This is a genomic window from Amycolatopsis dongchuanensis, from assembly GCF_039542405.1.
GTDB classification, from domain to species: Bacteria; Actinomycetota; Actinomycetes; order Mycobacteriales; family Pseudonocardiaceae; genus Amycolatopsis_E; species Amycolatopsis_E sacchari.
The window spans coordinates 22,117-48,831 of record NZ_BAABIB010000162.1 but is presented as its reverse complement, the minus strand read 5'-3'; the positions used below and the strand labels follow the sequence as shown (position 1 = coordinate 48,831).

32 protein-coding genes and 1 pseudogene are annotated in these 26,715 nt (G+C 72.8%); 19 read left to right on the top strand and 14 right to left on the bottom strand.

What is annotated here, in order from left to right:
* Window positions 1-209 (top strand): annotated as a pseudogene (locus tag ABFX51_RS37190) (histidine kinase); the annotation flags it as partial.
* Window positions 210-227: 18 nt separating this feature from the next.
* Here ABFX51_RS37190 and ABFX51_RS37185 read toward each other — a convergent pair.
* From ABFX51_RS37185 to ABFX51_RS37175, 3 genes are all read right to left on the bottom strand, one after another.
* Window positions 228-1,124 carry a universal stress protein gene (locus ABFX51_RS37185; protein WP_346056607.1) on the bottom strand — a complete coding sequence of 299 codons (897 nt, stop codon included), beginning with the start codon at window positions 1,122-1,124 and terminating at the stop codon, window positions 228-230.
* A gap of 91 nt (window positions 1,125-1,215) precedes the next feature.
* The gene (locus ABFX51_RS37180; RefSeq protein ID WP_346056606.1) at window positions 1,216-2,055 is read right to left on the bottom strand and encodes a universal stress protein; all 840 of its coding nucleotides are present in this window, start codon (window positions 2,053-2,055) and stop codon (window positions 1,216-1,218) included.
* A complete protein-coding gene (locus ABFX51_RS37175; protein ID WP_346056605.1) occupies window positions 2,045-2,992 on the bottom strand; it encodes an Acg family FMN-binding oxidoreductase in 948 nt (315 codons plus the stop codon). The genes ABFX51_RS37180 and ABFX51_RS37175 overlap by 11 nt, the downstream gene beginning before the upstream one ends.
* A 179-nt stretch (window positions 2,993-3,171) precedes the next feature.
* Between ABFX51_RS37175 and ABFX51_RS37170 the strand changes: the two genes are divergently transcribed.
* The 4 genes from ABFX51_RS37170 to ABFX51_RS37155 all read left to right on the top strand — a co-directional run bounded on the left by ABFX51_RS37170 (window position 3,172) and on the right by ABFX51_RS37155 (window position 6,220).
* Window positions 3,172-4,161, top strand: coding sequence for a zinc-binding alcohol dehydrogenase family protein (locus ABFX51_RS37170; RefSeq protein WP_346056611.1), 990 nt, complete (start codon window positions 3,172-3,174; stop codon window positions 4,159-4,161).
* A gap of 107 nt (window positions 4,162-4,268) precedes the next feature.
* Complete coding sequence (locus ABFX51_RS37165) at window positions 4,269-4,925, top strand: response regulator (RefSeq protein ID WP_346056610.1); 657 nt, start codon at window positions 4,269-4,271, stop codon at window positions 4,923-4,925.
* A gap of 192 nt (window positions 4,926-5,117) precedes the next feature.
* Window positions 5,118-5,717 (top strand): hypothetical protein, encoded by a 600-nt coding sequence (locus ABFX51_RS37160; protein WP_346056604.1) that lies wholly within the window; start codon window positions 5,118-5,120, stop codon window positions 5,715-5,717.
* 110 nt (window positions 5,718-5,827) lie between these two features.
* Window positions 5,828-6,220 (top strand): YkvA family protein, encoded by a 393-nt coding sequence (locus tag ABFX51_RS37155; RefSeq protein WP_091503866.1) that lies wholly within the window; start codon window positions 5,828-5,830, stop codon window positions 6,218-6,220.
* Here the strand turns inward: ABFX51_RS37155 and ABFX51_RS37150 are convergent.
* The 3 genes from ABFX51_RS37150 to ABFX51_RS37140 are packed head-to-tail and all read right to left on the bottom strand — an operon-like array spanning window position 6,217 to window position 8,110.
* Window positions 6,217-7,218, bottom strand: coding sequence for an SDR family oxidoreductase (locus ABFX51_RS37150; RefSeq protein ID WP_346056603.1), 1,002 nt, complete (start codon window positions 7,216-7,218; stop codon window positions 6,217-6,219). The two genes, ABFX51_RS37155 and ABFX51_RS37150, sit on opposite strands and share 4 nt — an antisense overlap.
* A 15-nt stretch (window positions 7,219-7,233) precedes the next feature.
* Window positions 7,234-7,677, bottom strand: coding sequence for a MerR family transcriptional regulator (locus ABFX51_RS37145; protein ID WP_346056602.1), 444 nt, complete (start codon window positions 7,675-7,677; stop codon window positions 7,234-7,236).
* A 40-nt stretch (window positions 7,678-7,717) separates the two neighbouring features.
* Window positions 7,718-8,110: a DUF5313 domain-containing protein gene (locus ABFX51_RS37140; protein ID WP_425425782.1), complete on the bottom strand. Its 393-nt coding sequence runs from the start codon at window positions 8,108-8,110 to the stop codon at window positions 7,718-7,720.
* Window positions 8,111-8,164: 54 nt separating this feature from the next.
* On the opposite strand from ABFX51_RS37140, the gene ABFX51_RS37135 reads away from it, so the two are divergent.
* The gene (locus ABFX51_RS37135) at window positions 8,165-8,623 is read left to right on the top strand and encodes a MarR family winged helix-turn-helix transcriptional regulator (RefSeq protein WP_346056601.1); all 459 of its coding nucleotides are present in this window, start codon (window positions 8,165-8,167) and stop codon (window positions 8,621-8,623) included.
* 66 nt (window positions 8,624-8,689) lie between these two features.
* Here the strand turns inward: ABFX51_RS37135 and ABFX51_RS37130 are convergent, their stop codons facing one another.
* Window positions 8,690-9,673, bottom strand: a complete 984-nt coding sequence (locus tag ABFX51_RS37130) for an aldo/keto reductase (protein ID WP_346056600.1) — start codon at window positions 9,671-9,673, stop codon at window positions 8,690-8,692.
* Window positions 9,674-9,866: 193 nt separating this feature from the next.
* Window positions 9,867-10,472 carry a histone deacetylase gene (locus ABFX51_RS37125; RefSeq protein WP_346056599.1) on the bottom strand — a complete coding sequence of 202 codons (606 nt, stop codon included), beginning with the start codon at window positions 10,470-10,472 and terminating at the stop codon, window positions 9,867-9,869.
* Between the two features lie 54 nt (window positions 10,473-10,526).
* On the opposite strand from ABFX51_RS37125, the gene ABFX51_RS37120 reads away from it, so the two are divergent.
* The 7 genes from ABFX51_RS37120 to ABFX51_RS37090 all read left to right on the top strand — a co-directional run bounded on the left by ABFX51_RS37120 (window position 10,527) and on the right by ABFX51_RS37090 (window position 17,064).
* Window positions 10,527-11,171, top strand: a complete 645-nt coding sequence (locus ABFX51_RS37120; protein WP_346056598.1) for a DUF998 domain-containing protein — start codon at window positions 10,527-10,529, stop codon at window positions 11,169-11,171.
* A gap of 97 nt (window positions 11,172-11,268) precedes the next feature.
* Window positions 11,269-12,030, top strand: a complete 762-nt coding sequence (fabG, locus tag ABFX51_RS37115) for a 3-oxoacyl-ACP reductase FabG (RefSeq protein ID WP_346056597.1) — start codon at window positions 11,269-11,271, stop codon at window positions 12,028-12,030.
* A 2-nt stretch (window positions 12,031-12,032) separates the two neighbouring features.
* Window positions 12,033-12,485, top strand: a complete 453-nt coding sequence (locus tag ABFX51_RS37110; protein WP_091503852.1) for a MaoC family dehydratase — start codon at window positions 12,033-12,035, stop codon at window positions 12,483-12,485.
* A gap of 71 nt (window positions 12,486-12,556) precedes the next feature.
* A complete protein-coding gene (locus ABFX51_RS37105) occupies window positions 12,557-13,576 on the top strand; it encodes a phosphotransferase family protein (RefSeq protein ID WP_346056596.1) in 1,020 nt (339 codons plus the stop codon).
* A 1-nt stretch (window position 13,577) separates the two neighbouring features.
* Window positions 13,578-14,786 (top strand): acyl-CoA dehydrogenase family protein, encoded by a 1,209-nt coding sequence (locus ABFX51_RS37100; RefSeq protein WP_346056595.1) that lies wholly within the window; start codon window positions 13,578-13,580, stop codon window positions 14,784-14,786.
* Window positions 14,783-15,964, top strand: coding sequence for an acyl-CoA dehydrogenase family protein (locus tag ABFX51_RS37095; protein ID WP_346056594.1), 1,182 nt, complete (start codon window positions 14,783-14,785; stop codon window positions 15,962-15,964). Before ABFX51_RS37100 ends, ABFX51_RS37095 begins: the two co-directional genes overlap by 4 nt.
* Window positions 15,961-17,064: an acyl-CoA dehydrogenase family protein gene (locus ABFX51_RS37090; protein WP_346056593.1), complete on the top strand. Its 1,104-nt coding sequence runs from the start codon at window positions 15,961-15,963 to the stop codon at window positions 17,062-17,064. Before ABFX51_RS37095 ends, ABFX51_RS37090 begins: the two co-directional genes overlap by 4 nt.
* Window positions 17,065-17,068: 4 nt before the next feature.
* Here the strand turns inward: ABFX51_RS37090 and ABFX51_RS37085 are convergent, their stop codons facing one another.
* Together ABFX51_RS37085 and ABFX51_RS37080 are read right to left on the bottom strand one after the other, a co-directional pair.
* Window positions 17,069-17,659 (bottom strand): TetR/AcrR family transcriptional regulator, encoded by a 591-nt coding sequence (locus ABFX51_RS37085; protein WP_091503844.1) that lies wholly within the window; start codon window positions 17,657-17,659, stop codon window positions 17,069-17,071.
* A 9-nt stretch (window positions 17,660-17,668) separates the two neighbouring features.
* Window positions 17,669-18,571, bottom strand: coding sequence for a LysR family transcriptional regulator (locus tag ABFX51_RS37080; RefSeq protein ID WP_346056592.1), 903 nt, complete (start codon window positions 18,569-18,571; stop codon window positions 17,669-17,671).
* A gap of 61 nt (window positions 18,572-18,632) precedes the next feature.
* Here ABFX51_RS37080 and ABFX51_RS37075 point away from each other — a divergent pair, with 61 nt between their 5' ends.
* On the top strand, window positions 18,633-19,457 hold the full coding sequence (locus ABFX51_RS37075) for a TIGR03619 family F420-dependent LLM class oxidoreductase (RefSeq protein WP_346056591.1): 825 nt from the start codon (window positions 18,633-18,635) through the stop codon (window positions 19,455-19,457).
* Window positions 19,458-19,464: 7 nt separating this feature from the next.
* On the opposite strand, the gene ABFX51_RS37070 is transcribed toward ABFX51_RS37075, so the two are convergent.
* Entirely contained in the window at window positions 19,465-20,250 is a 786-nt protein-coding gene (locus ABFX51_RS37070) for an SDR family oxidoreductase (RefSeq protein ID WP_346056590.1), read from the bottom strand.
* Window positions 20,247-20,999, bottom strand: coding sequence for an SDR family oxidoreductase (locus ABFX51_RS37065; protein ID WP_346056589.1), 753 nt, complete (start codon window positions 20,997-20,999; stop codon window positions 20,247-20,249). The genes ABFX51_RS37070 and ABFX51_RS37065 overlap by 4 nt, the downstream gene beginning before the upstream one ends.
* A gap of 80 nt (window positions 21,000-21,079) precedes the next feature.
* On the opposite strand from ABFX51_RS37065, the gene ABFX51_RS37060 reads away from it, so the two are divergent.
* From ABFX51_RS37060 to ABFX51_RS37040, 5 genes are all read left to right on the top strand, one after another.
* Window positions 21,080-21,691 (top strand): TetR/AcrR family transcriptional regulator, encoded by a 612-nt coding sequence (locus tag ABFX51_RS37060; RefSeq protein ID WP_091503836.1) that lies wholly within the window; start codon window positions 21,080-21,082, stop codon window positions 21,689-21,691.
* 102 nt (window positions 21,692-21,793) lie between these two features.
* A complete protein-coding gene (locus ABFX51_RS37055; RefSeq protein WP_346056588.1) occupies window positions 21,794-22,879 on the top strand; it encodes an epoxide hydrolase family protein in 1,086 nt (361 codons plus the stop codon).
* 9 nt (window positions 22,880-22,888) lie between these two features.
* Window positions 22,889-23,341: a nucleoside deaminase gene (locus ABFX51_RS37050; protein WP_091503833.1), complete on the top strand. Its 453-nt coding sequence runs from the start codon at window positions 22,889-22,891 to the stop codon at window positions 23,339-23,341.
* A 9-nt stretch (window positions 23,342-23,350) separates the two neighbouring features.
* The gene (locus ABFX51_RS37045; protein ID WP_346056587.1) at window positions 23,351-24,304 is read left to right on the top strand and encodes an isopenicillin N synthase family dioxygenase; all 954 of its coding nucleotides are present in this window, start codon (window positions 23,351-23,353) and stop codon (window positions 24,302-24,304) included.
* Between the two features lie 45 nt (window positions 24,305-24,349).
* Window positions 24,350-25,741 carry a purine-cytosine permease family protein gene (locus ABFX51_RS37040; protein WP_346056586.1) on the top strand — a complete coding sequence of 464 codons (1,392 nt, stop codon included), beginning with the start codon at window positions 24,350-24,352 and terminating at the stop codon, window positions 25,739-25,741.
* A gap of 7 nt (window positions 25,742-25,748) precedes the next feature.
* On the opposite strand, the gene ABFX51_RS37035 is transcribed toward ABFX51_RS37040, so the two are convergent.
* Complete coding sequence (locus tag ABFX51_RS37035; protein WP_346056609.1) at window positions 25,749-25,952, bottom strand: hypothetical protein; 204 nt, start codon at window positions 25,950-25,952, stop codon at window positions 25,749-25,751.
* Window positions 25,953-26,051: 99 nt separating this feature from the next.
* The gene (locus ABFX51_RS37030) at window positions 26,052-26,714 is read right to left on the bottom strand and encodes a TetR/AcrR family transcriptional regulator (protein ID WP_346056585.1); all 663 of its coding nucleotides are present in this window, start codon (window positions 26,712-26,714) and stop codon (window positions 26,052-26,054) included.
* Window position 26,715: the final 1 nt, after the last annotated feature.

Genomic DNA, 26,715 nt, shown 5'->3' with positions numbered 1-26,715 from the left:
CACGGGCGAACACGGTGACCATCACCATCTCCGTCGGCGACGACCTCGTCATCGACGTCACCGACGACGGCAGGGGCATGCCCGCCACGGTCGCCCGCAGCGGGCTGCACAACCTCGCCGCGCGTGCCGAGGAGGCCGGGGGCCGTTTCGAGATGTCGGCGGCCGAGACCGGCGGCACCAAGGTCGTGTGGAGCGCGCCGGTCTCCTGACGGCGAGTCCACTGTGGACTACGACGGCCGCACGACGGCGACCGGGCATTCGCTGTGGTGCAGCAGCGCCTGGCTCGTCGAGCCCAGCCCCATCCCGCTGAGCACGTGCCTGCCGCGGGAGCCGACGACGATCAGCTGGGCACCTTCGGCCCTGGCCAGCAGCCCGCGCACCGGCCGGTCGCGCACGACCTCCTGCCGGACCTCGACGTCCGGGTACTTCTCCCGCCAGCCCGCCATGCGCTCGGCCAGCAGCCTGCGCTCGTCCTGCTCGACGGCCTCCCAGTCGACGTCGAACGGCAACGCGGACCACGTCTCGGCGACGGACACGTCCACCCACGTGTGCACCGCGACGAGCGGTACCCCGCGCAACGCGGCTTCCTCGAACGCGAACGCGACGGCGGCTTCGCTGACCTCGGACCCGTCCACGCCGACGACCACCGGGCCGCTCTCGGGCGGCGGGTCCGCGGGCATCCGGCCCCGCACGACCACGACGGGGCTGTGCCCGTGCGCCGCGACGGCGGAGGACACCGAACCGACGAGCATGCCGCGGAACCCGCCGAGCCCCCGCGAACCCAGCACGACCATCAGCGCGTGCGCGGACTCGTCGATCAGCTCCCCCGCGGCGGGGCCGACGCGCAGCTCCGTCTGCAGCTCGACGCCGCCGTCGGCCTCCCACGCCTCGGCCCGCGCCTGCCGCAGCCAGCGGTGCCCCTGCTCGATCAGCGCCTCCAGGATCCCCGCCTCGGCCGAGCCTGCCACGTGCGGGCCGAGCGCGGGCAGGACGCACGCGTTGAACAGGTGCAGCGGGACGTGGCGGCGGACCGCCTCCCGCGCCGCCCACCGGGTCGCGTGCAGCGCCGGTTCGGACCCGTCGACACCGACGACGACCGCTTGCCGTGCTTTCGTCTCCACCATGGGTCCCAGCCTCCCGGGGCGCCGGTCACCCGGCACAGGGCCGCCCGTCCCCGCACGCGGGGCCGAAGGGCCTCAAGGGGTTCGCAGCGGCTCAGCCCCGCACGACGGCGACCGGGTACGGGGCGTGGCGCAGCACCCCGTGGCTGGTCGAACCGAGCGCCAGGCCCGCGAACCCGCCGCGCCCGCGGGAGCCGACCACGACGAGCCGCGCGTCCGCGGCCACCGTGACGAGCGCCCGCACCGGCCGCTCCTGCGTGATCCGCTCGTGCACCGGCACGCCCGGATACCGGCGCTGCGCGTCCTCGACCTGACGCCGGGCCTCGGGCGGCAGGCTCACTCCGGCTCGGTGCGCCGCGTGCACGACGACGAGGGGCTCGCCGGCGGCCGCGGCCATCTCGAAGGCGAACCCCACGGCCCGCGCGCACTGCGGCGAACCATCGGCACCGGCCACCACCGGCCCGGTCTCCGGCGGAGCCAAGTCCGGGGTGCGGCCGCGGACGAGGACCACGGGGCACGGGGCCTGCGCGGTGAGCTCCGCGGCCACCGACCCGAGGAGCGCGCCGGCCAACCCGCCGAGCCCACGCGAGCCCACGACGAGCAGTTCGGCGGACTCCGCGGCCCGCAGCAGGTGGTCGCGCGCCAGCCCGGTCCGTTGCGCGGTCTGGACACTGACCTGCGGTGCGGCCTCGTGCGCCGCCTTTTCCGCCTCCGCGAGCCACTCCGCGCTCAGTTCGAGCAACGTGTCGCCATAGGTCCGCGGCAGCCGGACCGGGGTGTAGGGCTCGGGCGAAGGCACGAAGCACGCGTGCAGCACCAGCAGCACCGCGTCCCGGCGGGCGGCCTCGCGGGCCGCCCACTGGACCGCTCGCAACGCCGAGGGCGAGCCGTCGATCCCCGCGACCACGGTGCGCCGCGACGGTTCAGTGGTCACCGCCGCTCCGTTCGGACAGCGCGGGCGCGGGACGGCTCACCGGGGTCGCGGTGACCGGGTACCCCAGCCGCAGGACCAGCTGCGGGTGCCCGGGCAGCAGCAGCCGTTCGGTCAGCCCGGCCCGCACCTCGGGCAGCCGCAGGGGCTGGGTCAGCACGGACCCGGCGAGTCCGCGCGTCACCGCCGTGAGCCACACGAGCTGCAGAGCGCGGCCCGCCAGCAGGTGGTCCGTGCGGGTGTCGCCGGGCGTGAGGACGATCAGCAGCCGTTCGGCCGCCAGGCGCTCGGTGAGCGTGATCGTGTCGGGCAGGTGCGTGGTGGCGCGGACCAGACCACCCCACGGCAGGGTCGGCTCGGCGGGCAGCGGGTGCCGGAACTGGTCCGACCACGCCTGCAGCTCACGCTGGTAGGCCCGGTCGTCCCGCAGCACCTGGCCGGCCTGGCCGAACAGCTCGGCCAGCACCGGGGATTCGAGGCGGGTGTCGACCGCCCGCAGTTCCGTGCCGGGCGTGTCGTTCGCGCGCACGAGGTCGCGCAGCACCGCGTCGGTGACCGGGTGCAGGCTGAACGGGGCGCGGTAGCTGCGCCGCCGGAAGATCGCCGAGTACCGCGCGACTTCGTCCTCCGTGGCTTCGCGGCGCCCGTCCGCCACCACGCGGGCGACGAGATCGGGGCGTGCCGCGTCGGGGAACAGCGTGACCCGCGCGTCCCAGCCCAGTGTGCGCACGGCCAGTTCCAGGTCGGCGAGCGCGGCACCACACGAGATCATCTGGTCGCGGCCCGCCGGGTCGTGCCGCGGCAGCCGCGCCTCGGTCCGTTCGAAGAGGTCCGCCCCGTCCGGGCGGACCTCGACCGTCCACGGCTGGCTGTTGTGCACGGACGGTGCCCTGCTGACAGCGCGCGCCAGCACGCTGACCTCGGTGGCCGACCACGTCATGGCCCCCGCCTCTCTGCTCTCGTGTTCCTGCCACCCAGGTTTCCCGTGCCGGTGCCGTCGGCGGTAGGGTCCGGCGTCCCGGCGACGAGGGCCTTTCGCCGCCGCGGGCCCGGGCGATCGAGGCCCTTCGGCCCTGTCTCCCGCCACGCGGAACCCCCAAGCTGCGGGTCGTGACCGAGATGCGTGTCTGGCGGGTGGACCGGCCGGGCCTGCCCGGGACCCGGAAGTTCGAGCTGCGCACCGAGGCCGTGCCCACGCCACGTGACGGGGAAGTGCTGGTGCGGGTGCGGGCGTGCGGCGTGTGCCGGACGGATCTCCATGTGCTCGAAGGGGATCTGCCCGTGCACCGGCGCGGAGTCGTGCCGGGGCACGAGGTCGTCGGCGAAGTGGTGCGGGCCGCCGCGGGGTTCGCCGAAGGTGACCGGGTGGGCGTGGCCTGGCTGCGCGGCACCTGCGGGCGGTGCCGGTACTGCCGTTCCGGCGCCGAAAACCTGTGCTCCGGCTCGACCTACACCGGCTGGGACGCCGACGGCGGCTACGCGGACTACACGACCGTGCCCGCCGCGTACGCGCACCGGCTGCCCGACGGGTACTCCGACGCCGAACTGGCCCCGCTGCTGTGCGCGGGCATCATCGGGTTCCGGGCGCTGCGGCGGGCATCCCTGCCCGCGCAGGGGCGCCTGGGCATCTACGGCTTCGGCGCCAGCGCCCACCTCGCCGCCCAGGTGGCGCTCGCCGAGGGCGCGACCGTGCACGTGCTCACCCGCAGCGCCGAAGCCCGGCGGCTCGCGCTGGAGCTGGGCGCGGCCTCCGCCGGTGACGCCGCGGACGAGCCGCCTGAGCCACTCGACGCCGCGATCCTCTTCGCCCCGGCCGGGGAGCTGGTGCTGCCCGCGCTCGCCGCGCTCGATCGCGGCGGGACGCTCGCGATCGCCGGGATCCACCTCACCGGCATCCCGCCGCTGGACTACCAACGGCACCTGTTCCAGGAACGCCAGCTGCGCAGCGTCACCGCCAACACCCGTGAAGACGCGCGGGACTTCCTCGCCTTCGCCGCCGGGCGCCACCTGCACGTCGTGACGAGCCCGTACGCCCTCGCCGACGCCGACCGCGCGCTCGCGGACCTGGCCGCGGACCGGGTGCACGGCGCCGCCGTGCTGCGCCCCTGAGCGGAAAAGATGACCTTGGTCCTCCGCCGTGGGGACCAAACGCCGCGACGGGGTACCCCGGGCGCGACCTAGCCTGGCCGAACCGACCGCGGGGAAAGGTGATGACCTTGATCAAGGTGTTCCTGGTGGACGACCACGAGGTCGTCCGGCGCGGCGTGGCCGACCTGCTGGAGGCCGACCCCGAGCTGACCGTGGTCGGCGAGGCCGCCACCGCGGCGCAGGCGCTGGCCCGCATCCCGGCCCTCCGCCCGGACCTGGCGCTGCTGGACGTGCGGCTGCCCGATGGCAACGGGGTGGAGCTGTGCCGGGAGCTGCGGTCGAAGCTGCCGGACCTCAACGTGCTGATGCTGACCTCGTTCACCGACGAGGAGGCCATGCTCAACGCCATCCTCGCCGGGGCGGGCGGCTACGTGATCAAGGACATCCAGGGCCTGCGGCTGGTCTCGGCGGTGCACGAGGTCGGGTCCGGGCGGTCGCTGCTGGACAACCGCGCGGCGGCGACCCTGATGGCGAAGCTGCGTGCCGACGCCGCCGACGAGGGCCCGCTGAACGGGCTCACCGAGCAGGAGCGGACGCTGCTGGGGCTGATCGGCGAGGGCCTGACGAACCGGCAGATCGCCGAACGGATGTTCCTCGCCGAGAAGACCGTGAAGAACTACGTGTCCCGCCTGCTGACCAAGCTCGGCCTCGAACGCCGCACCCAGGCCGCCGTCCTGGCCACCAGGATCAAGGACAGGCGCCGACACCTCCGCGACGCCGAGTGATCCGTCCATTGTGGATCCAGTCCACAATGGATCCGGCTGCTCCCCGGCGCAGACCCTCATCGAGAACCACCGTTTTCCGAAGAGCCGTTAGCCTGAAAACAACGGCCGCGCCGGGGACCTTGTGCTCTGGCGCGCCGCGGGCCGGTCCGGGCAGGCTCGCACTCCCGGACGAATCCAACGGAAGTGGATCGCATGTCCGCCACCACCGAACCAGCGGGGAACGGCTCGCGTTCCCTGCTCGACCACTACGCCCCGGAATGCGATTTCGGGTTCGCCGAACACCAGCTGGTCGCGGCGCCCGCCCGCGTCACCTATCTGACGGTCGGCCAACTGCGGAGCGCGCACCTGCGCTCCCCCGTGCTGGGTGCGCTGACCTGGGCACGCGGATTACCCGTCCGGTTGCGGCCCGACCAGGCCACGCCCGCGTTCGAGGAGCTCCTGCTCGGCGCGCGGTGGGTGCTGCTGGGCGAACGTCCCGGCCGGGAAATCGCGCTCGGTGCGGCAGGCCGGTTCTGGACACCGGAGCCCACCTGGCAACCCGTCACCGCGGCGGAGTTCGCCTGCTACGCCCGCCCGCGCACCGGCACCGTCGCGTTGTCCTTCGCTGTGCTGCCCTACGAACGCGACCAGAGCGTGCTGACGTTCGAAACGCGCCTGACCGTCCGGGACCCCGTCGCGCGGCGCTGGGCGGAGGCTTATTGGCAGGCCATCAAGCCCGCGGCGAGACTGATCGCCCGGCAGATCCTGCACGCCATCAACGACGAGGCGACAGGCAGGCGCGTGCGGCGGTGACCCGCGCCAGTCGCGTGTGGACACCTGACGCCGCTCGTGGTGCGGAGACCGGCGCGCGGAACCGGCGGCCTAAGCTGACGCGGTGACCCCACGCGACGAGGAACGCTGACGTGCCGGGGTGGCTGCAGGCCGTCCTGATCACCGCCGCCGTGGTGCTCGCGTCGTGGGCACTGCTGGTGGTGCTGGCCCGCACCCTGCCGCCGGGGCTGGCCAGGGACCTCGCGCGGTTCCTGCCGGACTGCCTCACCACCGCCCGCCGCCTGCGGCGCGATCCCCGGGTCCCCCGGCGGGCGAAGCTGGCGATCGCGTTCGCCGCGCTGTGGGTGCTGTCGCCGATCGACCTGATCCCCGAGTTCCTGCCGGTGATCGGCCCGCTCGACGACGTCGTCGTGGTCGCGCTCGCCCTGCGTTACGCCGGGCGCCGGGTGCCGAGGCAGGTCCTGCTCGACGCGTGGCCCGGCGACCCGGCGCTGCTCCTGCGGCTCCTCGGCCGTCCGCGCTAGTCCTTCAGCAAACCCCAGCGCGCCAGGCTTTCCGCGGTGTCGACGATCGTCGTCTCCACGTCGCGGGGTTGCCAGCCGAACACCTTCCGCGCCTTGGCCGTCGAGATCACCGGCACGCGGCCGTACTGCAGCTCGACGTCCTTGAGCGCCGGGTTCGCCCGGACCTCCTCCAGCGTCAGCTCGCGCGTGGGCACCCGCGCCGCCCGCTCCCCGAGCCGCCGGGCGAGCACTCGCGCGATCTCCAGGAAGCTCACGGCCCGCTCGCCGCTGGCGAGGAACCGCTCCCCCGCGGCGGCCGGTTCCGTCATCGCGCGGACGTGCAGGTCCGCGACGTCACGCACGTCCACGACGCCGAACCAGTACGGCGGCGCCACCGGCAGGTCACCGTCCAGCATCGCCTTGACGTGCCCGGGCGAGGCCGACACCCGCGGCACCAGCAACGGCCCGAAGATGCCCGTCGGGTTGATCACCGTCAGCTCCGGGCCGCCCTCCCGCGCGAAGTCCCACGCGGCGCGCTCGGCGATCGCCTTCGACCTGATGTACGCGCTGTTGTCGGCGGCGGGATCGGTCCAGTCGGTCTCGTCGTAGGTGTTCCCCGCCTTGCGGCCGTAGCCCACCGCGGCGAACGACGACGTCAGCACCACCCGCCGCACTCCCGCGTCGCGCGCGGCACGCAGGACGCGCAACGCTCCGTCGCGCGCGGGAACGATCACGTCCTCGTCGCGCTCGGGCGGCACCGCCGGGAACGGCGAGGCCACGTGCAGCACGTACGCGCAGCCCGCCACCGCCTCCGCCCAGCCCTCGTCCGACCCCAGCTCCGCGGCCACGAACTCGAGGTCGCCGTCCTCCGCGACCGCCTCCCGCACCTCCGCCGCCCGCTCCGGGGAGCGGACCGTCGTGCGCACCGCATACCCGTCCCGCAGCAACCGCGCCACGACGTGCGCGCCGAGGTAACCGGAACCGCCCGTGACGAGAACCGGCTCTTTCTGTTGTGCCATCGATCTTCCTTCGCGTCAGAACCGGGACACCGCGTCCCGGACCCCGTCGATGGCACGGCTTTCGGCTTCGGCGTCCCCGCGCACCCTGGCGTCCCACAGCTCGGCCTTGTGCCGCAGGTACTCCCGCCGCACGGCCAGGCGCTCGATCTCGGCGTCCAGCCGGGAGGCGTTGCGGCGGAACAGCTCGCGCAGGTGCGCGGCGGCTCCGTCGCCCAGGTGTGCCAGGTACTCGCGCAGGTCGCGCACGCTCATCCCGGTGTCCCGCAGGCAGCTCAGCGCCACAATGGTCTCGACCAGTTCGGGGTCGTACCGGCGGTGCCCGCTGCTCGGGTCCCGCCGCACCGGGCCGATCAGGCCGATCCGCTCGTAGTAGCGCAGCGTCGGTTCCGACAGGCCGCTACGCCGGGAGACCTCCTGGATCGTGCACCAGGTCACCTCGGCCGGATCCGCCATCGACATGACACGAGTCTCCGGAACTTGAAGCGCTTCAAGTCAAGCGCTACTCCTGTGGCGTGCGATACCGGGCGATGTAGCGCTGGCGCGCCGCCTCGTCCTCGTCGGCGTGGGCCTCTCGGCGCACCCGCTTCCCGGTGCCCCGCGGGTACCCGTGTTTGGCCAGCCGGTTCTCGGCCGCCTCCTCCATGTACACGAAGGAGTAGAAGTAGCCGACCAGCGCCGCCATCAGCACGAGCGCGAGCCGCAGCCCGAGCGGTGCCGGGAGCAGCAGCCACACGAGCATCAGCGGCCCGACGAGCACCGTGGAGCGCGCGGCGTGGCGCAGCACCCAGGTCTTCGACGTGGTGTCGTGCAGGACCCATTCGCGGCAGCGCTCGGGCAGGCGGCCGCCCAGGGCGTACCAGACCCACTGCACCGGGTTCGGACGTTGTCTCACCAGACCGATAGTAGACTAATTCTTAGCGTGCTAATCAATGGAGCGGGAGTGACCATGGCGACGATCGACCTCGGGGACGACCCGCTGGCGCTGGACCGGCAGGTGTGCTTCGCGCTGTCGGTGGCCTCCCGCAGCGTGATCGCGATCTACCGGCCGCTGCTCAAGCCCTACGGCCTGACCCACCCGCAGTACCTGGTGCTGCTGGCGTTGTGGGACCGGGCGCCGCGCACGGTGAAGGACCTGTGCGAGACGCTGCGCGCGGAGCCCGCGACGTTGTCGCCCCTGCTCAAGCGGCTGGAGGCGCTGGGGTACGTCAAGCGCGAGCGCAACCGCGCCGACGAGCGGGCGCTGCTGGTCGACCTGACCGACGCGGGACGGGAGTTCCGCAAGGAGGCGGAGAAAATCCCGTACCGCGTCGTCGAGGAGCTGGGCATGGACCTCGCCGAGCTGGAACAGCTGCACGCCGCGCTGGGCCGCGTGCTCGCGGCGACCGAGCGGCGGGGCGTGGTCTAGCCCACCAGCCGTCGTGCACCGGGCGGCGAATGCCGCGCCCGGGCCACGCCGTCCACAGCGTTCAGCTCACCAGCGGTCGTGCACCTGGGCGCGGATCCGCCGGTCGTACAGGTCGCGCACCGCCTCCAGCGTCGCGCCGGGCAGCGGGGCCAGCGCGGCCGCGGCGGCGTTCGCGCGGGCCTGCTCCGGCGAGCGGGCGCCCGGGATCACCGACGTGACGCCCGGCTGCTGCACGATCCAGCGCAGCGCGGTCTGGGCGGGCGTGGCCCCTTCCGGTGCCAGCTCGGCGAACTCCGCCGCCGCCTCGACACCCGTCGCGAAGTCCACCCCCGAGAACGTCTCGCCCTGGTCGAAAGCCTCACCGTGGCGGTTGAACGTGCGGTGGTCGTTCGCGGCGAACACGGTGTCCTTGGTGTAGCGCCCGGACAGCAGGCCCGACGCGAGCGGCACCCGCGCGATGATCCCGACGCCCGCCTCGGCCGCGGCGGGCAGCACGCGCTCCAAAGGCTTGAGCCGGAACGGGTTCAGGATGATCTGGACGCTCGCCGTGCCGGGCCTCGCGATCGCGGTCAGGGCCTCGTCGCACGTCTCGACGCTCACGCCGTACGCGGCGATCCGCTTCTCGGCCACCAGGGTGTCGAGTGCGTCGAAGACCTCGTCCGAGGAGTACACCGGCGTCGGCGGGCAGTGCAGCTGCACCAGGTCCAGCGTGTCGACGCCGAGGTTCGCCCGCGACCGGTCGGTCCACGCGCGGAAGTTGTCCAGCGTGTAGTTCGCCGGGTCGAGGCTGGCGCGGCGGCCCATCTTGGTGGCCACGAAGACGTCCGCGTCCGGCCGGCCGCGCAGGTACTCGCCGATGACCTGCTCACTGCGCCCGTCGCCGTAGACGTCCGCCGTGTCGAAGAACGTCACCCCGGCTTCGACGGCCGCGTCCAGCACCGCCTTCGCGTCCTCGACGCTCACGTCGCCCCAGTCCGCGCCCAGCTGCCACGTGCCCAGCCCGATCACCGACACGTTCCGGCCCGTCCGCCCCAACACCCGCTGTTCCATGGGATGGATCCTAGTAGTGGCTTGCGGGCGGGCGCGGGTGGCGGAACCTGAGGGGCTCCCTCGCTCCGGGACCGCCTCCTCATGACCGCCAGGTCACCACGGCGGCGCTGTCCTCGCGAGGAAGCCCCTCAGAACCCGCGGCGGTGCCGGTTGTGGGGTGGTGAAAGCGCGGCTCCGCCGCGTGGCCAACGCCCTAAGCCAGTGCCGCGATCCGCTCCGCGGTCCACGTCCCCGCGGCGCCGGGACGGGCCGCGAGGTACGCGCCCGCGCGGAGCGGGTCCCAGCCGTGGGCCTCCCGCAGTCCGGTCGCCAGCATCCGCAGGTACCGGGCCGAGGGGGCGAGCAGCTCGACGTCGGTCCACACCCAGGGCGCGGTGAAGGTCAGCAGCGGGTGCCCGTCGAGTTCTCCCGCGCACACCAGGGTTTCGTACCGGCCGGGCCCCAGCGTCGCGCGGCCGGTCTCCAGCGCCGCCGTCAGGTCGAGGTCCTCGCCGGGCTCCCGGTACATCTCCTGCGCCACGACGTCGGAGAACTGCTCCCCCGTGATCAGGTACGCGCGCGCCGCGGCGGTACCCGGCAGGCCCGGGTCGTAGAACGCCCGGCCGCCGCCCCAGACCAAGGACTCGGTGGCGAAGTAGATCCCGCCCGGCAGCTCGCACCCGCGTGTCCGCACCGGCTGCGCGGGGTCGCGGCAGCCGGGGAACGCCAGCCGCCCGCCGGAAGGCGTCCCGCCGGCGAGGTAACACCCGAACCGCGCGGCGTTCATGTTCGAGCCGTAGCTGACGTACCAGACGAGCACGGACCCGATTCTGGAGCACACGGCCCGCCCACGCGCCGTCCGTACGATCGGATCATGAGCCTGACCGTCTCCCCCGGCCGCGCCCCGGGCCTGCTCGGCGCGGGTGGCGTCGTCGCGATCGCGGCCGGTGCGCTGCTCGTGCTGCTGCTGCAGTTCCTGCCGCCCACCAACGAGATCAGCCCGCTGCGCCGCACGATCAGCGAGTACGGGCTGAGCGCCAACAAGTGGATCTTCAACGTGGCGCTGCTGCTCGTCGCGCTCGGGTCCGGGGTGCTGTTCGCCGTGCACGCGCTGCGCCGCACGCTGCCGGCGGGCGCGCTGCTCGCCGGTGCGGTGTGGACGGTGAGCCTGCTGGTGATCGTCGCGTTCCCGAAGACCGACTGGGCCGTCGGGCCGAGCGCGGGCGGGACCGTGCACCGGATCGCGAGCATCATCGGGTTCGTGTGCCTGCCGGTCGGGCTGCTCCTCGCGTCCGGCCCGGTGTTCGCCGACGACACCCCGTGGCGCTGGATCGCCCGCGTCCTCAGCATCGCGTCGCTGGGCTGGTTCGCGCTCATCCTCACCGGTGTCGTCGTGATGCTCGCCGGTGGCGGCCCGTGGTGGACGTTCGTGCCGCTCGGGCTCGTGCAGCGGCTGATGGCGCTCACCGAGCTCCTCGCCGTCGCGACGCTCGCCGTCCCGCTACTACGCTCACCGTGAAGTGACTTGGGTTACACGGGTGTTCAGCACGGCCCGATCCCGGTAGCTTTCTAAGCGCTCGCTTACCCATGCGCACTCAACGCCGAGGAGGAAGCACGTGACCGAATCCCACTCCCGCGTCGCGATCGTCACCGGGGCCGGCCGTGGCATCGGTGCCGCCGTCGCCCGGCGGCTGTCGGCCGACGGGTTCGCCGTGGGGCTGCTCGACCTGGACGAGGCCGCCGTCAAGTCCGGCGCCGAGGACCTCGCCGCCGCCGGTGGCCGGGCGATCGGGGTCGGCCTCGACGTCAGCAACACCGAGCAGGTCGAGGCGGCCGTCGCGAAGGTCGCCGAGGAGCTCGGCCCGCCGACCGTCCTGGTGAACAACGCCGGCATCACCCGCGACAACCTGATCTTCAAGATGACCGACGACGACTGGGACGCGGTGCTGAACGTGCACCTGCGCGGCTCGTTCCTGATGACCCGCGCCGTGCAGCGGCACATGACCGCCCAGAAGTGGGGCCGGATCGTGAACCTGTCCAGCACGTCCGCGCTGGGCAACCGCGGCCAGGTCAACTACGCCGCCGCGAAGGCCGGCATGCAGGGCTTCACGAAGACGCTGGCCATCGAGCTGGGCAAGTTCGGCGTCACCGCCAACGCGATCGCGCCGGGCTTCATCGCCACCGACATGACGGCGGCGACCGCGGACCGGCTGGGCCTCTCGTTCGAGGACTTCAAGGCGGCCGCGGCCAGGGAGATCCCGGTGCAGCGCGTCGGCACGCCGGACGACATCGCGCACACCGTGTCGTTCCTGGTGAGCGAGGGAGCCGGGTTCGTCTCCGGCCAGGTCATCTACGTCGCCGGCGGACCGAAGGACTGAGCATGCGCGTCTTCTCCAGCCTGGAAGAGTTCGCCGCGGCCGCCGGGGAACCGCTCGGCACCAGCGAGTGGCACACCGTCACGCAGGACCAGGTCAACACGTTCGCCGACGCCACGGGCGACCACCAGTGGATCCACGTCGACCTCGAGAAGGCCCAGCAGGGCCCGTTCGGCGGTCCCATCGCGCACGGGTTCCTCACCCTGTCGCTGCTGCCGTACCTGTCCGCCGAGACCTACCGCGTCGACGGGCTGAAGATGGGGATCAACTACGGCCTCAACAAGGTCCGGTTCCCCCAGCCGGTGCGGGTCGGCGCGAAGGTGCGGGGCTCGGCGGAGCTCGCCGAGATCACCGACGTGCCAGGCGGCAAGCAGGCGGTCGTGCGCTGGACGGTGGAGATCGACGGCGAGGCGAAGCCCGCCTGCGTCGCCGAGTTCGTCGTGCGCCTGCTCGCCTGAGGCGGGCAGGCCGCGGCGGTCGCTACGGTAGGACATACCGACTGGTCGGTACCGGAAGGCAGGGAGGCCACATGACCCAGCAGGACCCGCCGGGCCTGGATCTCGCGCGGCTGCGCGCGCACCTCGACGAGCAGGCACCCGGCCTGGTCACGGGTGCGCTGACGGCCGAGGTCGTGCAGGGCGGCCGGTCGAACCTCACCTACGTGGTCACGGACGGCCGGTCGCGCTGGGTGGTGCGCCGCCCGCCGCTGGGGCACGTCCTGCCGACCGCCCACGACATGGCCCGGGAGCACCGGGTGATCAGCGCGCTGCGCGGGACCGCGGTCCCGGTGCCGGGCACGATCACCCTGTGCCAGGACCCCGAGGTGCTCGGCGCGCCGTTCTACGTCATGGAGTACGTCGAGGGCACCCCGTACCGCTCCGCGGCCGAGCTCGAGGCGCTCGGCCCGGAGCGGACGGCGGGGATCGCCGACGCGCTGGTCGACACGCTCGTCGACCTGCACGCGGTGGTCCCCGAAGCGGTGGGTCTGGGCGATTTCGGCCGTCCGGAAGGGTTCCTGGAGCGGCAGCTGCGGCGGTGGAAGAAGCAGCTCGACGCCTCCCGCAGCCGGGACCTGCCGGGGGTGGACCAGCTGCACGAGCGGCTGGCCCGGCGGCTGCCCGCCTCCGGAGCCCCGGCGATCGTGCACGGCGACTACCGGCTCGACAACGTGCTGGTGAACCGCGAGGACCGGATCACCGCCGTGCTGGACTGGGAGATGTCCACGCTCGGCGACCCGCTCACCGACCTCGCGCTGCTCGTCGCCTACGCCGAGCGCGGCAAGGCCGACCTGGAGTTCGTCTCCAACGTCAGCAGCGCGCCCGGCTACCCCGGCACGGACGAGGTGATCGCCCGCTACGCGCGGCGGTCCGGCCGGGACATCTCCGCGCTCAACTGGTACATCGGGTTCGCCTTCTTCAAGCTCGCGGTGATCCTCGAAGGCATCTACTACCGCTTCAGCCAGGGCAAGACCGTCGGCGCGGGCTTCGACCAGATCGGCGACGGCGTCGCCCCGCTCGTCGCGCTCGGCAACGAGACACTCAAGGACTGACATGGACTTCGCATTCGACGCCCGCACCGAGGAGCTGCGCGGGCAGCTCCTCGAGTTCATGGACTCGCACATCTACCCCGCCGAACCAGTCTTCGAAGAGCAGCTGGCGGAGCGGGAGAACCCGTGGTCGCCGCCGCCGGTGGTCGACGAGCTCAAGGCCGAGGCCCGCAAGCGCGGGCTGTGGAACCTGTTCCTGCCGGGCGAACACGGCGCGGGGCTGACCAACCTGCAGTACGCGCCGCTGGCCGAGATCACCGGCCGCAGCCCGCACCTGGCGCCGGCCGCGCTCAACTGCGCCGCCCCGGACACCGGCAACATGGAGGTGCTGGCGCAGTTCGGCACCGAGGCGCAGCGCAAGCAGTGGCTGCAACCCTTGCTGGACGGGGAGATCCGCTCGGCGTTCGCGATGACCGAGCCCGACGTCGCCTCCTCCGACGCCCGCAACATCGCCACGAGCATCCGGCGCGACGGCGACTCCTACGTCATCACCGGGCGAAAGTGGTACATCACGGGGGCGATGAACCCGAACTGCGCGATCTTCATCGTGATGGGCAAGACCGATCCCGATGCGGAGCCGCACCGCCAGCAGAGCATGATCCTGGTGCCGCGCGACACCCCCGGCCTGACGGTCAAGCGCGGGATGAAGGTGTTCGGCTACGACGACAGCTCCCACGGCGGCCACGCCGAGGTCGTCTTCGACGAGGTCCGCGTGCCCGCGGAGAACCTGCTCGTCGAAGAGGGCGCCGGGTTCGCCATCGCGCAGGCGCGGCTGGGGCCGGGCCGCATCCACCACTGCATGCGCTCGATCGGCATCGCCGAGCGCGCGATCGAGGCGATGTGCCGCCGCACCCTGTCGCGCAGCACGTTCGGCAAGCCCATCGCGGAGCAGGGCGTGGTGCAGGACTGGATCGCGGAGTCCCGCGTGCGGATCGAGCAGCTGCGGTTGCTCGTGCTCAAGACCGCCTGGCTGATGGACACCATCGGCAACCGCGGCGCGCACACCGAGATCCAGGCCATCAAGATCGCCACTCCGCGGACCGTGGAGTGGATCCTGGACAAGGCGATCCAGGCGCACGGCGCGGGCGGGCTGTCGCAGGACTTCCCGCTGGCGGAGATGTGGGCGGGCATCCGCACCCTGCGGTTCGCCGACGGCCCCGACGAGGTGCACAAGCGGTCACTGGCCCACCGAGAGCTGAGGAAGTACAAGTGACGACAGCGGAAGACCTGCGGGCGCGGGTGGCGGAGTTCCTCGCCACCCACGACCCGGAAGACCTGGACCGCCTGGAGTTCCTGCGGGCGCGGTTCGACGCGGGCCTGGCGTGGGTGCACTACCCCGAGGGCCTCGGCGGGCTGGGCGCGCCCCGCGAGCTGCAGACCGTGGTGGAGGCCGAGTTCGCGAAGGCGGGCGCGCCGGACAACAACCCGCGCCGGATCGGCATCGGGCTCGGCATGGCGGCGCCGACGATCCTGCGGTTCGGCACGGAGGAGCAGAAGAGGCGCTACCTGCGTCCACTGTGGACCGGCGAGGAGGTGTGGTGCCAGCTGTTCTCCGAACCGGGCGCGGGTTCCGACCTCGCCGCGCTGGGCACCCGCGCCGTCCGCGACGGGGACCACTGGGTGGTCAACGGGCAGAAGGTGTGGACCTCGGTCGCGCACATCGCCCGCTTCGCCATCCTCGTCACGCGCACCGACCCCGACGTGCCCAAGCACCAGGGCATGACGTACTTCGTCTGCGACATGACCGATCCCGGCGTCGACGTGCGGCCGCTGCGGCAGCTGACCGGTGAGGCCGAGTTCAACGAGGTGTTCCTGTCGAACGTGCGGCTGCCCGACGCCAACCGGCTCGGCGCGGTCGGCGAGGGCTGGAAGGTCGCGCAGACGACGCTGATGAACGAGCGCGTCGCGATCGGCGGCAACGCGATGCCGCGTGAGGGCGGGCTGCTCGGCATGGTCGCGAAGACGTGGCGGGAGCGCCCCGAACTGCGCACGCCCGACCTGCACGAGCGGCTGCTGCGGCTGTGGGTGGACGCGGAGGCGGCGCGGCTGGCCGGGCAGCGGCTGCGCCAGCAGCTCGCGGTCGGCGCGCCGGGGCCGGAGGGCTCGGCGATGAAGCTGGCGTTCGCGAAGCTGCAGCAGGCGCTGTCGGGACTGGAGGTCGAGCTGGCGGGCGAGGACGGCCTGCGCTACGACGACTGGACGATGCGGCGGCCGGAGCGGGTCGACATGCTCGGCCGCGGCCCCGGTTACCGGTACCTGCGTGCCAAGGGCAACTCCATCGAGGGCGGCACCTCCGAGGTGCTGCGCAACATCATCGCCGAGCGCGTGCTCGGCCTGCCGTCGGAACCCCGCGTCGACAAGGACGTCGCCTGGAAGGACCTGCCCCGGTGAGTGATCTGCTGTACTCCGAGGTCGAAGAGGACCTGCGGGCGAGCGTCCGCGACCTGTTCACCGACCGCGCGCCCGCCTCGGCGGTGCTCGCGCGGACCGAAAGTGCGGAACCGTACGACCTGAAGCTGTGGCGCACCCTGGCCGGGGAGCTGGGTGCGGCGGGTTTGGCCGTCCCAGAGGAGCTGGGCGGGCACGGCGCGTCGGCGCGCGAGCTGGCCGTGGTGCTGGAAGAGGCCGGCCGGGCTGTGGCGCCGGTGCCGTTGCTGGGCAGCGCCGTGCTGGCGACGTCGGCGCTGCTGGCGTGCGACACGGGCGAAGCGGTGGTGGCCGAGCTGTTGCGGGCGCTCGCGAGCGGCGAGCGGACCGGTGCGCTCGCGGTGCCGTTGAGCACGTGGCCGGGTGCGGCGTTCCCCGAGACGGTGCAGGTGCGTGACGGTGTCCTCAATGGACGGATGGGTCTGGTCGCGGACGCCTCGGTGGCCGACGTGCTGATCGTGCCCGCGTCCGGTCCCGACGGTCCCGCGCTGTACGCCGTCGACGGAGCGACGTTCGCGGAAGCGACCTCGCTCGACCTGACCCGGCGCCTGGCCGACGTCACGCTGGAGAACGTGCCCGGCCGGCTGCTCGCGGGTCCCGAACGGGCCGCGGAGGCGCTGGAGCGGGCGCTGCTCACCGGCGCCGGGCTGCTGGCGTCCGAGCAGGTCGGGATCGCGCAGTGGTGCCTCGACGAGACGGTGGCCTACGTCAAGCAGCGCTACCAGTTCGGCCGCCCGGTGGGTTCGTTCCAGGCGCTCAAGCACCGGCTCGCCGACCTGTACCTGGAGGTCGTCAGCGCGCGGGCCACGGCCCGGAACGTGGCCGACGCGCTGGCGAACGGCACCGACGACCTCGGCATCGCGGTCGCCGTGGCGCAGTCGGCGTGTGCGGCGATCGCGGTGCACGCGGCCGAGGAGGCCATCCAGCTGCACGGCGGCATCGGGATGACGTGGGAGCACCCGGCGCACCTGTACCTCAAGCGCGCCAAGAGCGACGAGCTGGCGCTGGGCACGCCGGGCCGCCACCGCGCGGCGCTCGCGGGCCTGGTGGACCTGCCGCTGTGAGGAGCTACTCCGGCCGCAGCGCGGCCAGCAGCAGTCCGGCGTAGTGGTCGCCCACCTGGCGTGCGGAGAGCTCACCGTCCCCGCGGTACCACACGCTCAGGTGGTGCACCGCGCCGAAGAAGAAGTCGACGACGATGCCGGCGGGTTTGTCGGCGCGGAACACGCCCTCGCGCTGCCCTTCCTCGACCAGTGAGCGGAACCGCTCGTGGTAGCGCCGCCGCTCGGCCCTGACCGCCCGGTACTTCTCGGGGCCGAGCTGGTGCATCGACTGCAGGAAGATGGTCATGTCGTCGAGGTTGCCGATCGTGCTGACCACGACGTCCACCGCCGCCTGGCGCACCCGCTCGGCGACGGGCGCCTCGGTGGCGGCGACCTTCTCCAGCTGCTCGGTCTGCAGCCGCAGGATGCGGCCGTAGATCTCGGACAGCAGGTCGTCCTTGGAGTCGAAGTAGTGGTACATGGCGCCCTTGGTGACGCCGGCCGCCGCCACGATCTCCTGCACGGACGTGCGGTCGTACCCCCGCTGCGCGAACAGCTTCGTGGCGGCCGCGAGCAGGCGGCGCGGTACCGAGTCCTCGGCGGCGGGGCGTGCCATGGGCCAAGGCTAGCGCGCGCCGGGGGACGGCCGGTCGCAGAGACAGCGGCGGCACGCGTCGGTGAACACGCGGACCGCCTCGCGCGAGTCCCCCTCGTGCCACAGCACGGCCAGCTCGGCGGGTGGCAGCCCGGACACCGGCCGGGTCACCACGTCGTCCCGCCGGTACACCTCCGCGTTGCCCTCCGCGACGAGCATGATCCCGGTGCCCGCCGCGACGGCTTCGAACGCCTCCTCCGCGGTCTCCACCTCCACCGCCACCCGTGCCGGACCGGTGCGCTGTTCCGCCGCCAGCCAGAAGTCCCGCATCGGCCCGGCCGATCCCGGCAGCGCGACGAACGGCTCGTCCGCGAGCTCGCCGAACGGCACCACGTCGAGACCGGCGAGCCGGTGCCCGCGCGGCAGCCCCACCCACCGGTCCTCGGTGCTGACGACCTTGTGCTCGTACCCGGCCGGCGCGGGCAGCCACAGGACGGCGACGTCGGTTTCGCCGCTGCCGAGACCGCCGGTCGGGTCCTGCCACGACACCTGCCGGAACAGCAGCCGCCAGCCGGGCAGCACCTCCCGCATGCGCGCGGTCGTCCCGGGCACCAGCCCGCGCCCGATCGACGTGTGGAAGCCGATGGTGAGGGTGTCGCGCTCCCGCGCCGCGGCCTCGGCGACCTCACGCTGCCCGGCGGTCCAGGCGCCGATGACCTCCCGCGCCCGCGGCAGCAGGGCGTGTCCCGCCGGGGTGAGCGTCACCGCGCGGCGCTCCCGCTCGAACAGCTTGACGCGCAGCGCCGTCTCGAGCCTGCCGATCTGCTTGCTCAGCGCGGGTTGCGAGACGAACAGCGCTTCGGCGGCCCTGGTGAAGCTGAGTTCCTCCGCGACCGTGACGAAGTAGCGCAGGTCCTGGACCCGGACATCCATAACCCGAGGTTATGCGAACCGGTCTTGGACGGGGAGCGGCGCGGCGGGTCAGGATCGGGGCGTGGAAACAGGGATCTTCGGGCTCAACGCCAAGGCGGCGCACGCACGCGCCGAAACACTGCGGTTCGCGCGGCGCGCGGAGGAGCTGGGGTACGGGTCGTGGTGGGCCGGTGAGCACGTCGTCGTGCCGAGCCCGCGCACCCCGGACACCCCGATGGACCCGGCGGATCCCATCCTGGACCCGCTGGTGCACCTGGCTTTCGTCGCGGCGGTGACCGAGCGGATCGAGCTGGGCACGGGGATCGTCATCCTGCCGCAGCGCAATCCCGTCGTGCTGGCCAAGCAGGTCGCGAGCCTGGACGCGCTCAGCGGCGGGCGGCTGCTGCTCGGCGTCGGCGCCGGGTACCTGGAGCCGGAGCTGGCCGCGGTGGGCGTGCCGATGTCCGAACGCGGCCGACGCACCGACGAGTACCTCGACGCGATGCGGTCGCTGTGGCTCGACCCGCGACCCGCGTACGAAGGCGAGCACGTGTCGTTCTCGGGCGTGGACGCGCATCCGCGCCCCGCCCGCGAACCCCGCGTCGTCATCGGCGGGCACAGTCCCGCCGCGTTCCGGCGTGCCGTCGCGCGCGGGCACGGCTGGTTCGGCAACGGCTCGTCGCCGCGGGACCTGGAGCGGCACCTGACCGGGCTGGCGAAGGCCGCCACCGAGGTCGAGCGGCCCGCCCGCCTGGGCAGGCTCGAAATCACGTTCATGCCGATCGGCACGACGGGACGGCCCGCGGACTACGAGAGCCTCGGGCTCGACCGTCTCCTGCGCTACCCGCTGCCGCTGGAGGACCCGGCCGAGATCATGGCGTTCCTGGAGCGCCACGCCCCGCGCTGACCCGCGTTCACTCCCCCGTCGCCTGCTCCACCTTCCGCTGCAGCTTGTTCATGCCGGCCAGCCAGCGGTCGGTGTCCGTGGCGCGCGCCGCGTAGTACCCGGCGACCTCGGGGTGCGGCAGGATCAGGAACCGGTCGTCGGTGAACGCCTCCAGCACCGCGTCCGCGACCTGCTCGGGCTCGATCGCCGAGGCACCCATGATCAGCTCGCCCGCGCGGCCGGTGCTCGCGAGCATGTTCGTGCGCACGCCCTGCGGGCAGATCGCCTGGACGGTGATGCCGCGGTGCCGGTAGGTGGCGCTGAGCCACTCGGCGAACGCCAGCGCGCCGTGCTTGGTGACCGCGTACGGCGCGGAACCGAGGACGGTGAGCAGCCCCGCCGCCGACACGGTGGCCAGGAAATGCCCCTTGCCGCGGTCGAGCCAGTCGGGCAGCAGCAGCTTCGCGGCCCGCACGTGGGCCATGACGTTGACGTCCCACGCCCGCGCCCACACGTCCTCGGGCGCGTCGGCGCCGCCGTGCGGGGCGATCCCGGCGTTGGCGCAGAACAGGTCGATGGTGCCCAGCTCCGCCTTGGCCGCGGTGATCAGCTGCCCGACCCCGGCCTCGGACGCGGCGTCCACGCCGAGCGCCACGCCACCGACCTCCGCCGCGACGGCCGCGGCGGCGTCGCCGTCGAGGTCCGCGACGAAGATCCGCGCGCCCTCGGCGGCGAACCGCCGGGCCAGCGCGCTCCCGATCCCGCCGCCACCGCCGGTGATGACGACACCGGCACCGTTCAGTTCGGTGCTCACAGGCCACCGACCAGGGTCACGCCGCCGTCGAGCACGAGGGTCTGGCCGGTGATCCAGCTCGCCTCGTCCGACAGCAGGAACGCCACCGCGCCCGCGATGTCCTCCGGGACACCGAGGCGCTTCATCGGGTAGCTCGCCGTGACCTCCTCCTCGCGGCCCTCGTACAGCGCTGTCGCGAACTGGGTCTTCACGACCGCGGGCGCCACGGCGTTGACGCGGATCCCCGGACCCAGCTCGGCACCCAGCTCGGTGGTCAGGCGGATCAGGGCCGCCTTGCTCACGCCGTACATGCCGATGCCGGGCGAGGCGTGCAGGCCCGCGATGGACGCGATGTTGACCACCGCTCCCCCGTGCTCGCCCATCCACGCGTCGCGGGCGAGCCGGATCCACGACAGCGGCGCCAGCACGTTGACGCCGAGGATCTTCGCGGCCGCCGCCGGGTCGATATCGGTGATGGGGCCGAAGACGGGGTTGATCCCGGTGTTGTTGACGAGCAGGTCGAGGCTGCCGAACGCCTCCACGGTCCTGGTCACGGCCTCCTGCTGGTGCGCGGCGTCGTCGGCCTTGCCGGGCACGCCGATCGCGACGCCGGGACCGCCCAGCTCCCGCACGGCCTCGGCCAGCGGCTCCGGCTTGCGGGCGGTGACGCAGACCTTCGCGCCCCGCCGCACCAGCTCGCGGGCGATGCCGAGGCCGATGCCCCGGCTCGCCCCGGTGACGATCGCGACGCGGTCCTTGAGAGAGTTCACTGACCAACTCCTGTTCGAAACTCCCGGGCACTAAGCGCCCGCTTACACTAGTCGCGGTCCGATCCTGGGAGGATCAGAGAATGACAGTCTCGTTGTCCGCCGAACTGTGGCCCGAGGTCCAGCCCGACGCCGCACGCCGGCTCATGCTGGCCGCCGTCGAGTCGTTCGCCGACCGCGGTTACCACGCGACCACGACCCGCGACATCGCCGCGGCGGCCGGGATGAGCCCGGCCGCGCTGTACGTGCACTTCGCGTCGAAGGCCGCGCTGCTGTTCGCGATCAGCAAGAGCGGGCACGAGCAGACGCTGACCCTCGTGGAGAGCGTCGCCGCGCGCCCGGACAGCCCGCGGGAGCGCATGCGCAGCATCGTGGAGGACTTCGTGGCCTGGCACGCGCGGCGGCACACCGTGGCGCGGGTCGTGCAGTACGAACTGCAGGCGCTGCCGCCGCAGCAGTACGCCGTCGTCGCGGACCTGCGGCGGCGCATCGAGCACCTGGTGCGCGACGTGATCGCCGACGGCGTCAAGGCGGGCGAGTTCACGGTGAGCGACCTGCGGACGGCCGCCCGCGCGGTGCTGTCGCTGGGCGTGGACGTGGCGCGCTGGTACAGCGACCGCGCCGGCAAGACGCCGAAGGCGCTCGGCCGCGAGTACGCGGACCTGGTGCTGCGCATGCTCGGCGCGACGGTCTGAGCCGCCACTGCCTGAGCCGGGGAGCACCACTGCCACGACGGACACGGTACAGCACATACTAAGCGGTCGGTAACCTCTGGCGCGGGGATCTACGGTAGGCCCATGGACCCCTTCCGCATCGACGTCCCGCAGGAGCAGCTGGACGACCTGCACACCCGCCTCGACCTGACCCGCTGGCCCGCCGGGCTGCCCGGCTCCGGGTGGGGCTCCGGGGTGCCGCTGGGCTACCTGAAGGAGCTGGCGCACCACTGGCGGCACGGCTACGACTGGCGGCGGCACGAGTGCGAGCTCAACGAGTTCCCGCAGTTCACGACCGAGATCGACGGGCAGCGCGTGCACTTCCTGCACGTGCGCTCCGGCCGCACGGACGCGCTGCCGCTGCTGCTCACCCACGGCTGGCCCGGCTCGGTCGTGGAGTTCCTGAAGGTGCTCGGCCCGCTGTCGGCGGACTTCCACGTCGTGGTGCCGTCGCTGCCCGGCTACGGCTTCTCCGGTCCCACCACCGAGCCCGGCTGGGGCGTCCACCGCATCGCGCGCGCCTGGGCGGAGCTGATGCGGCGCCTGGGCTACGGGCGCTACGCCGCGCACGGCGGTGACTGGGGTGCGCTCATCACGCGGGAGCTGGGCAGGCTCGACGCCGAGCACGTCACGGCCGTGCACCTGACGATGCTGCCCGGCGGCCAGCTCGACCCGGCGGAGCTGACCGAGGACGAGCGGCGCCGGTTCGAGACGCGCCTGCGCTACCAGCGCGAGCTGTCGGGGTACTCGGTCCTGCAGTCCCAGCGCCCGCAGACGCTGGCCTACGCCCTGCACGACTCCCCCGTCGGCCAGCTGGCCTGGATCACCGAGAAGTTCCGGGACTGGACCGACTCGGCGGACTCGCCCGAGGACGCCGTCGACCGCGACCAGCTGCTGACGAACGTCATGCTGTACTGGCTGACCGGCACCGCGGGCTCCTCGGCCCGGCTCTACCAGGAGTCCGGCGCGCTCTGGCGCACGCCGCTGGAGCCCTCCCCCACGCCGACCGCGGTTTCGGTGTTCCCCAAGGACATCACGCTGCCCATCCGCCGCATCGCCGAGCGGGACAACAACATCGTGCGTTGGACCGAGCACGACCGCGGCGGGCACTTCGCCGCGATGGAGCAGCCGGACCTGCTGGTGGCCGACATCCGCGCGTTGTTGCTCTAGGGTGAGCGGATGGATCTCGACCCCGCCGCCCTGCTCGCCGTCGCCCGTGAGGAAGCCGTCCTCGGCAAGGCCGAGGGCGGCGTGCCCATCGGCGCGGCACTGTTCACTGTGGACGGTCAGCTGCTCGGCCGCGGCCACAACCGGCGGGTGCAGGACGACGACCCGTCGATGCACGCCGAGACCAGCGCGTTCCGCAACGCGGGGCGGCGGCCGCACTACCGCGACACGATCATGGTGACCACGCTCTCGCCGTGCTGGTATTGCAGCGGACTGGTCCGGCAGTTCACCATTCCCCATGTGGTCATCGGGGAGGCGCAGACCTTCTCCGGCGGCCACGAGTGGCTCGCGGAGCACGGCGTGCGGGTCACGGTCCTCGACGACGCGGACTGCGTCGCGCTCATGACGGAGTTCATCGCGCAGCGCCCCGAACTGTGGTTCGAAGACATCGGCACCTCTTCCTAGGAGCGGCACATGGGCTCGGTTCCGCTGATCGACCTGTCCCCCTGGTTCGCCGGCGACGACCGGGCCGGTGTCGCCGCCCGCGTCGACGCCGCACTGCGGGACTCCGGCTTCCTGCTGATCACCGGGCACGGCGTCCCGGACGAGCTGCGGGCACGGACACGGGAGTACTCCCGTGCCTTCTTCGCGCTACCGAAGGAGGTCAAGCAGCGGTACGCGGTCACGGTCGGCGGCCGCGGCTGGCTGCCCCCGGGCGTGGAGGCCAACGGCTACGCCGAGGGCACCGAGACCCCGCCGGACCTCAAGGAGTCCTATTCGGCCGGTGCGGACGACCCGGTGGGCGTGCCCGCGGTCGACGAGTTCTGGTTCCAGCCCAACGTGTGGCCCGCGGAGGTGCCCGGGCTGGCCGCGGCGGCCCGCGAGTACATGGCGCGCATGCGGGCGCTGTCGGACGAGCTGCTCACGATCTTCGCCGCCGCACTGGACCTCGAAACCGGGCATTTCACCCGCCACACCACGCATCCCACGTACACCTTCAACATCAACTGGTACCCGCCGATGACGCACGTCGGCGAGCCCGCGCCGGACCAGTTCCGCATCGGCCCGCACACCGACTTCGGCACGGTCACGGTGCTGGACCGGGAAGCGGGTGTGGGCGGGTTGCAGGTGTACACGGCCGAGGGCGAGTGGGAGGATGCGCCGTACGACCCGGCGGCGTTCACCGTCAACATCGGCGACCTGATGGCCCGCTGGACGGGCGACCGGTGGCGCTCCACCCGGCACCGCGTCCTGCCGCCCCACGCCACCGCGCCGGACGAGGACCTGGTGTCGCTCATCTTCTTCTACGAGACCGATCACGACGCCCTGATCGAGTCGCTCGCGCCGCCGCTGGGCCGCCGCGAGTACCCGCCGGTCGTCGCATCGCAGTACCTGCACGAAAAACTGGACGTGATCACCGTTGCCTGACGGCGGCGCAACGCGGCCGAAACATCCGGCACCTACGGTGCTCGCATGGCAGCGACCCGACCAGTGACCCCAGCATCGGCGGAAGTGCGGCCCGGTGAGTACGGCGACCGGGTCGTGGCGGTGGAACCCGGCGGCATCGAACCGGTGGCGGCGGCGGACCGGCACGGCAGGCCGCGCCAGCTGTTCTGGACGTGGTCCTCGCCGAACCTCGAGTTCGCCACGATCTTCGTCGGCGTGCTCGGGGTTTCGGCGTTCGGGCTGAGCTTCTGGCAGACGCTGCTGGCGGCGGCGCTCGGCAACGCGCTCGGCGCGCTGTCCCACGGCGTGCTGTCCGCGCGCGGGCCGAAGCACGGCGTGCCGCAGATGGTGCTGAGCAGGCTGGGTTTCGGCTACTGGGGCAACCTCGTGCCCGCCGCGCTGATGTCGGTGACGGCGGGCATCGGCTGGTTCGCGGTCAACAGCGTCAGCGGCGCGTTCGCGCTCAACACGCTCACCGGGCTGCCCGTGCTGGCTTGCCTGGTGATCGTCGTGGTGCTGCAGATCGGCATCGCGTTCTTCGGGCACAACCTCGTGCAGGCGTACGAGAAGTACATCTTCGGTGTGCTCGCGGTGATCTTCCTCGTGGCGACCGTGTACACGTTCACCCAGGCCCACCCGGGTGCCGCCGGTGGCGGCGGGGGCACGGGCGGTTTCCTGCTCACGATGGGCGCCGCGTTCGGTTACGCGGCGGGCTGGAACCCCTACGCGGCGGACTACACGCGGTACCTGCCGTCGACGGTGCGTGGCCGCGCGGTCGGCTGGTACGCCGCGCTCGGGCTCTTCCTGTCGTGCACGGTGCTGATGGCCGCGGGCGCGGCGTCGGCGACGATCGGCGGCGCGGGCGGGGACGAGAGCCCGACGGCGGCGTTCACCGGGCACATGCCGGGCTGGCTCTCGGCGGTGACCCTGCTGGCGATCGCGCTCGGCGCGGTGGCGGCGAACGCGCTCAACGTGTACTCGGGGGCGCTGGCGTTCCTGTGCCTGGGCATCCGGCTGCCGCTGGCGTGGCGGCGCGCGATCGTCGCGCTCGGCTTCGGCGCGGTCGGGTTCGCGCTCGCCTGGGCCGGGCTGTCGGACGCCGGGGCGGCGTACGAGCACTTCCTGCTGGTGATCGCGTACTGGATCGCGCCGTGGCTCGGCGTCGTGTTCGCCGACCAGTACCTGCGGCGCGGGCGGGAGACCGCCGGACTGCTCGCGGACCGCAGCCGCCGCGGCTGGGCGGGGCTCGGCGCGTTCCTCGTCGGCGCCGTCGTGTCGATCGCGTTGTTCGCGAACCAGTCGCTCTACACCGGGCCGGTGCCGAAGGCCGTGCCGGCGATCGGGGACATCACGTTCTTCGTGGGCTTCGCGCTCGCCGGCGGGCTCTACGCCGTGCTGGGCAGGCGCAGGCTGGTCTGAACCAGGCTCAGGCGGCGACGGTCACCGAGAGCGCGGAGCGCCCGGCGGGCGTCAGCTCGGCGGTGCGGCCGTCGGCGCCCACCGCGAGGTAACCCCGGTGCGCCAGGGTGTGCGCGGTCATCTGGTCGCAGCACGGGACCCCGTCGATGAACAGGTCCGGCTCGCAGCTGCTCGTCATCACCGCGCGCCCCTCCGCGACGGCCCGCAGCATCGCCAGTGCGCGATGGGACAACTCGTCTTCGGCCACCGGTATCAACCCCCTCGGGAAGAAACTGTGTACACCAGGTTATCGCGCGCTGCTCCATTCGTGTTAGCGCGCGGCCCCGGATATTTTTCGTGTCGCGTCACCTGGTTCAGCGCTACCCGGTTCCGGGAGGGTCGAATCCAGTACCCGCGCCCACTGATGGATGATCCTTTCGCGGCGGCGGCTGTCGTCGCTGAGCAGGTTCGCCAGGCCCAGCCCGCGGGCGAGGTCGAGGGTGGCCTGGACCATCTCGCGCACTCCCCGCTGGTCCTCGCTCACGCCCAGCAGTTCCAGCGCCACCCGGTGCGCTTCCCGGCCCACCCTGGCCTCCAGCGGGACCAGTGCGGCCCGCAGGGCGTCGTCGGTCGAGGCGGCGACCCACAGGTGCAGCGCGGCGCGGAACATCGGCCCGGTGTAGAGGTTCAGCAGCATGTCCACGACCGCTTCGATGCGTGACTCCCCCGGCGGCAGCTCGTCGGCACGCTCCCTCAACTGGGTGAGCTGCACCTCGCCGAGGTACTCGACGGCGGCGGTGACCAGGTCCTCGCGGGTGCGGAAGTGGTGCTGCGCCGCGCCCCGCGACACCCCCGCCCGCTGCGCCACGACCGCGACGGTCGTGCCGCTCCACCCGAGCTCCCCGATGCAGGCGACGGACGCCTCCAGCAACCGCCGCCGGGTGGTGCGGCTCCGCTCCTGCTGCGGCTCACGCCCAGGCGTACTCAGGACCATC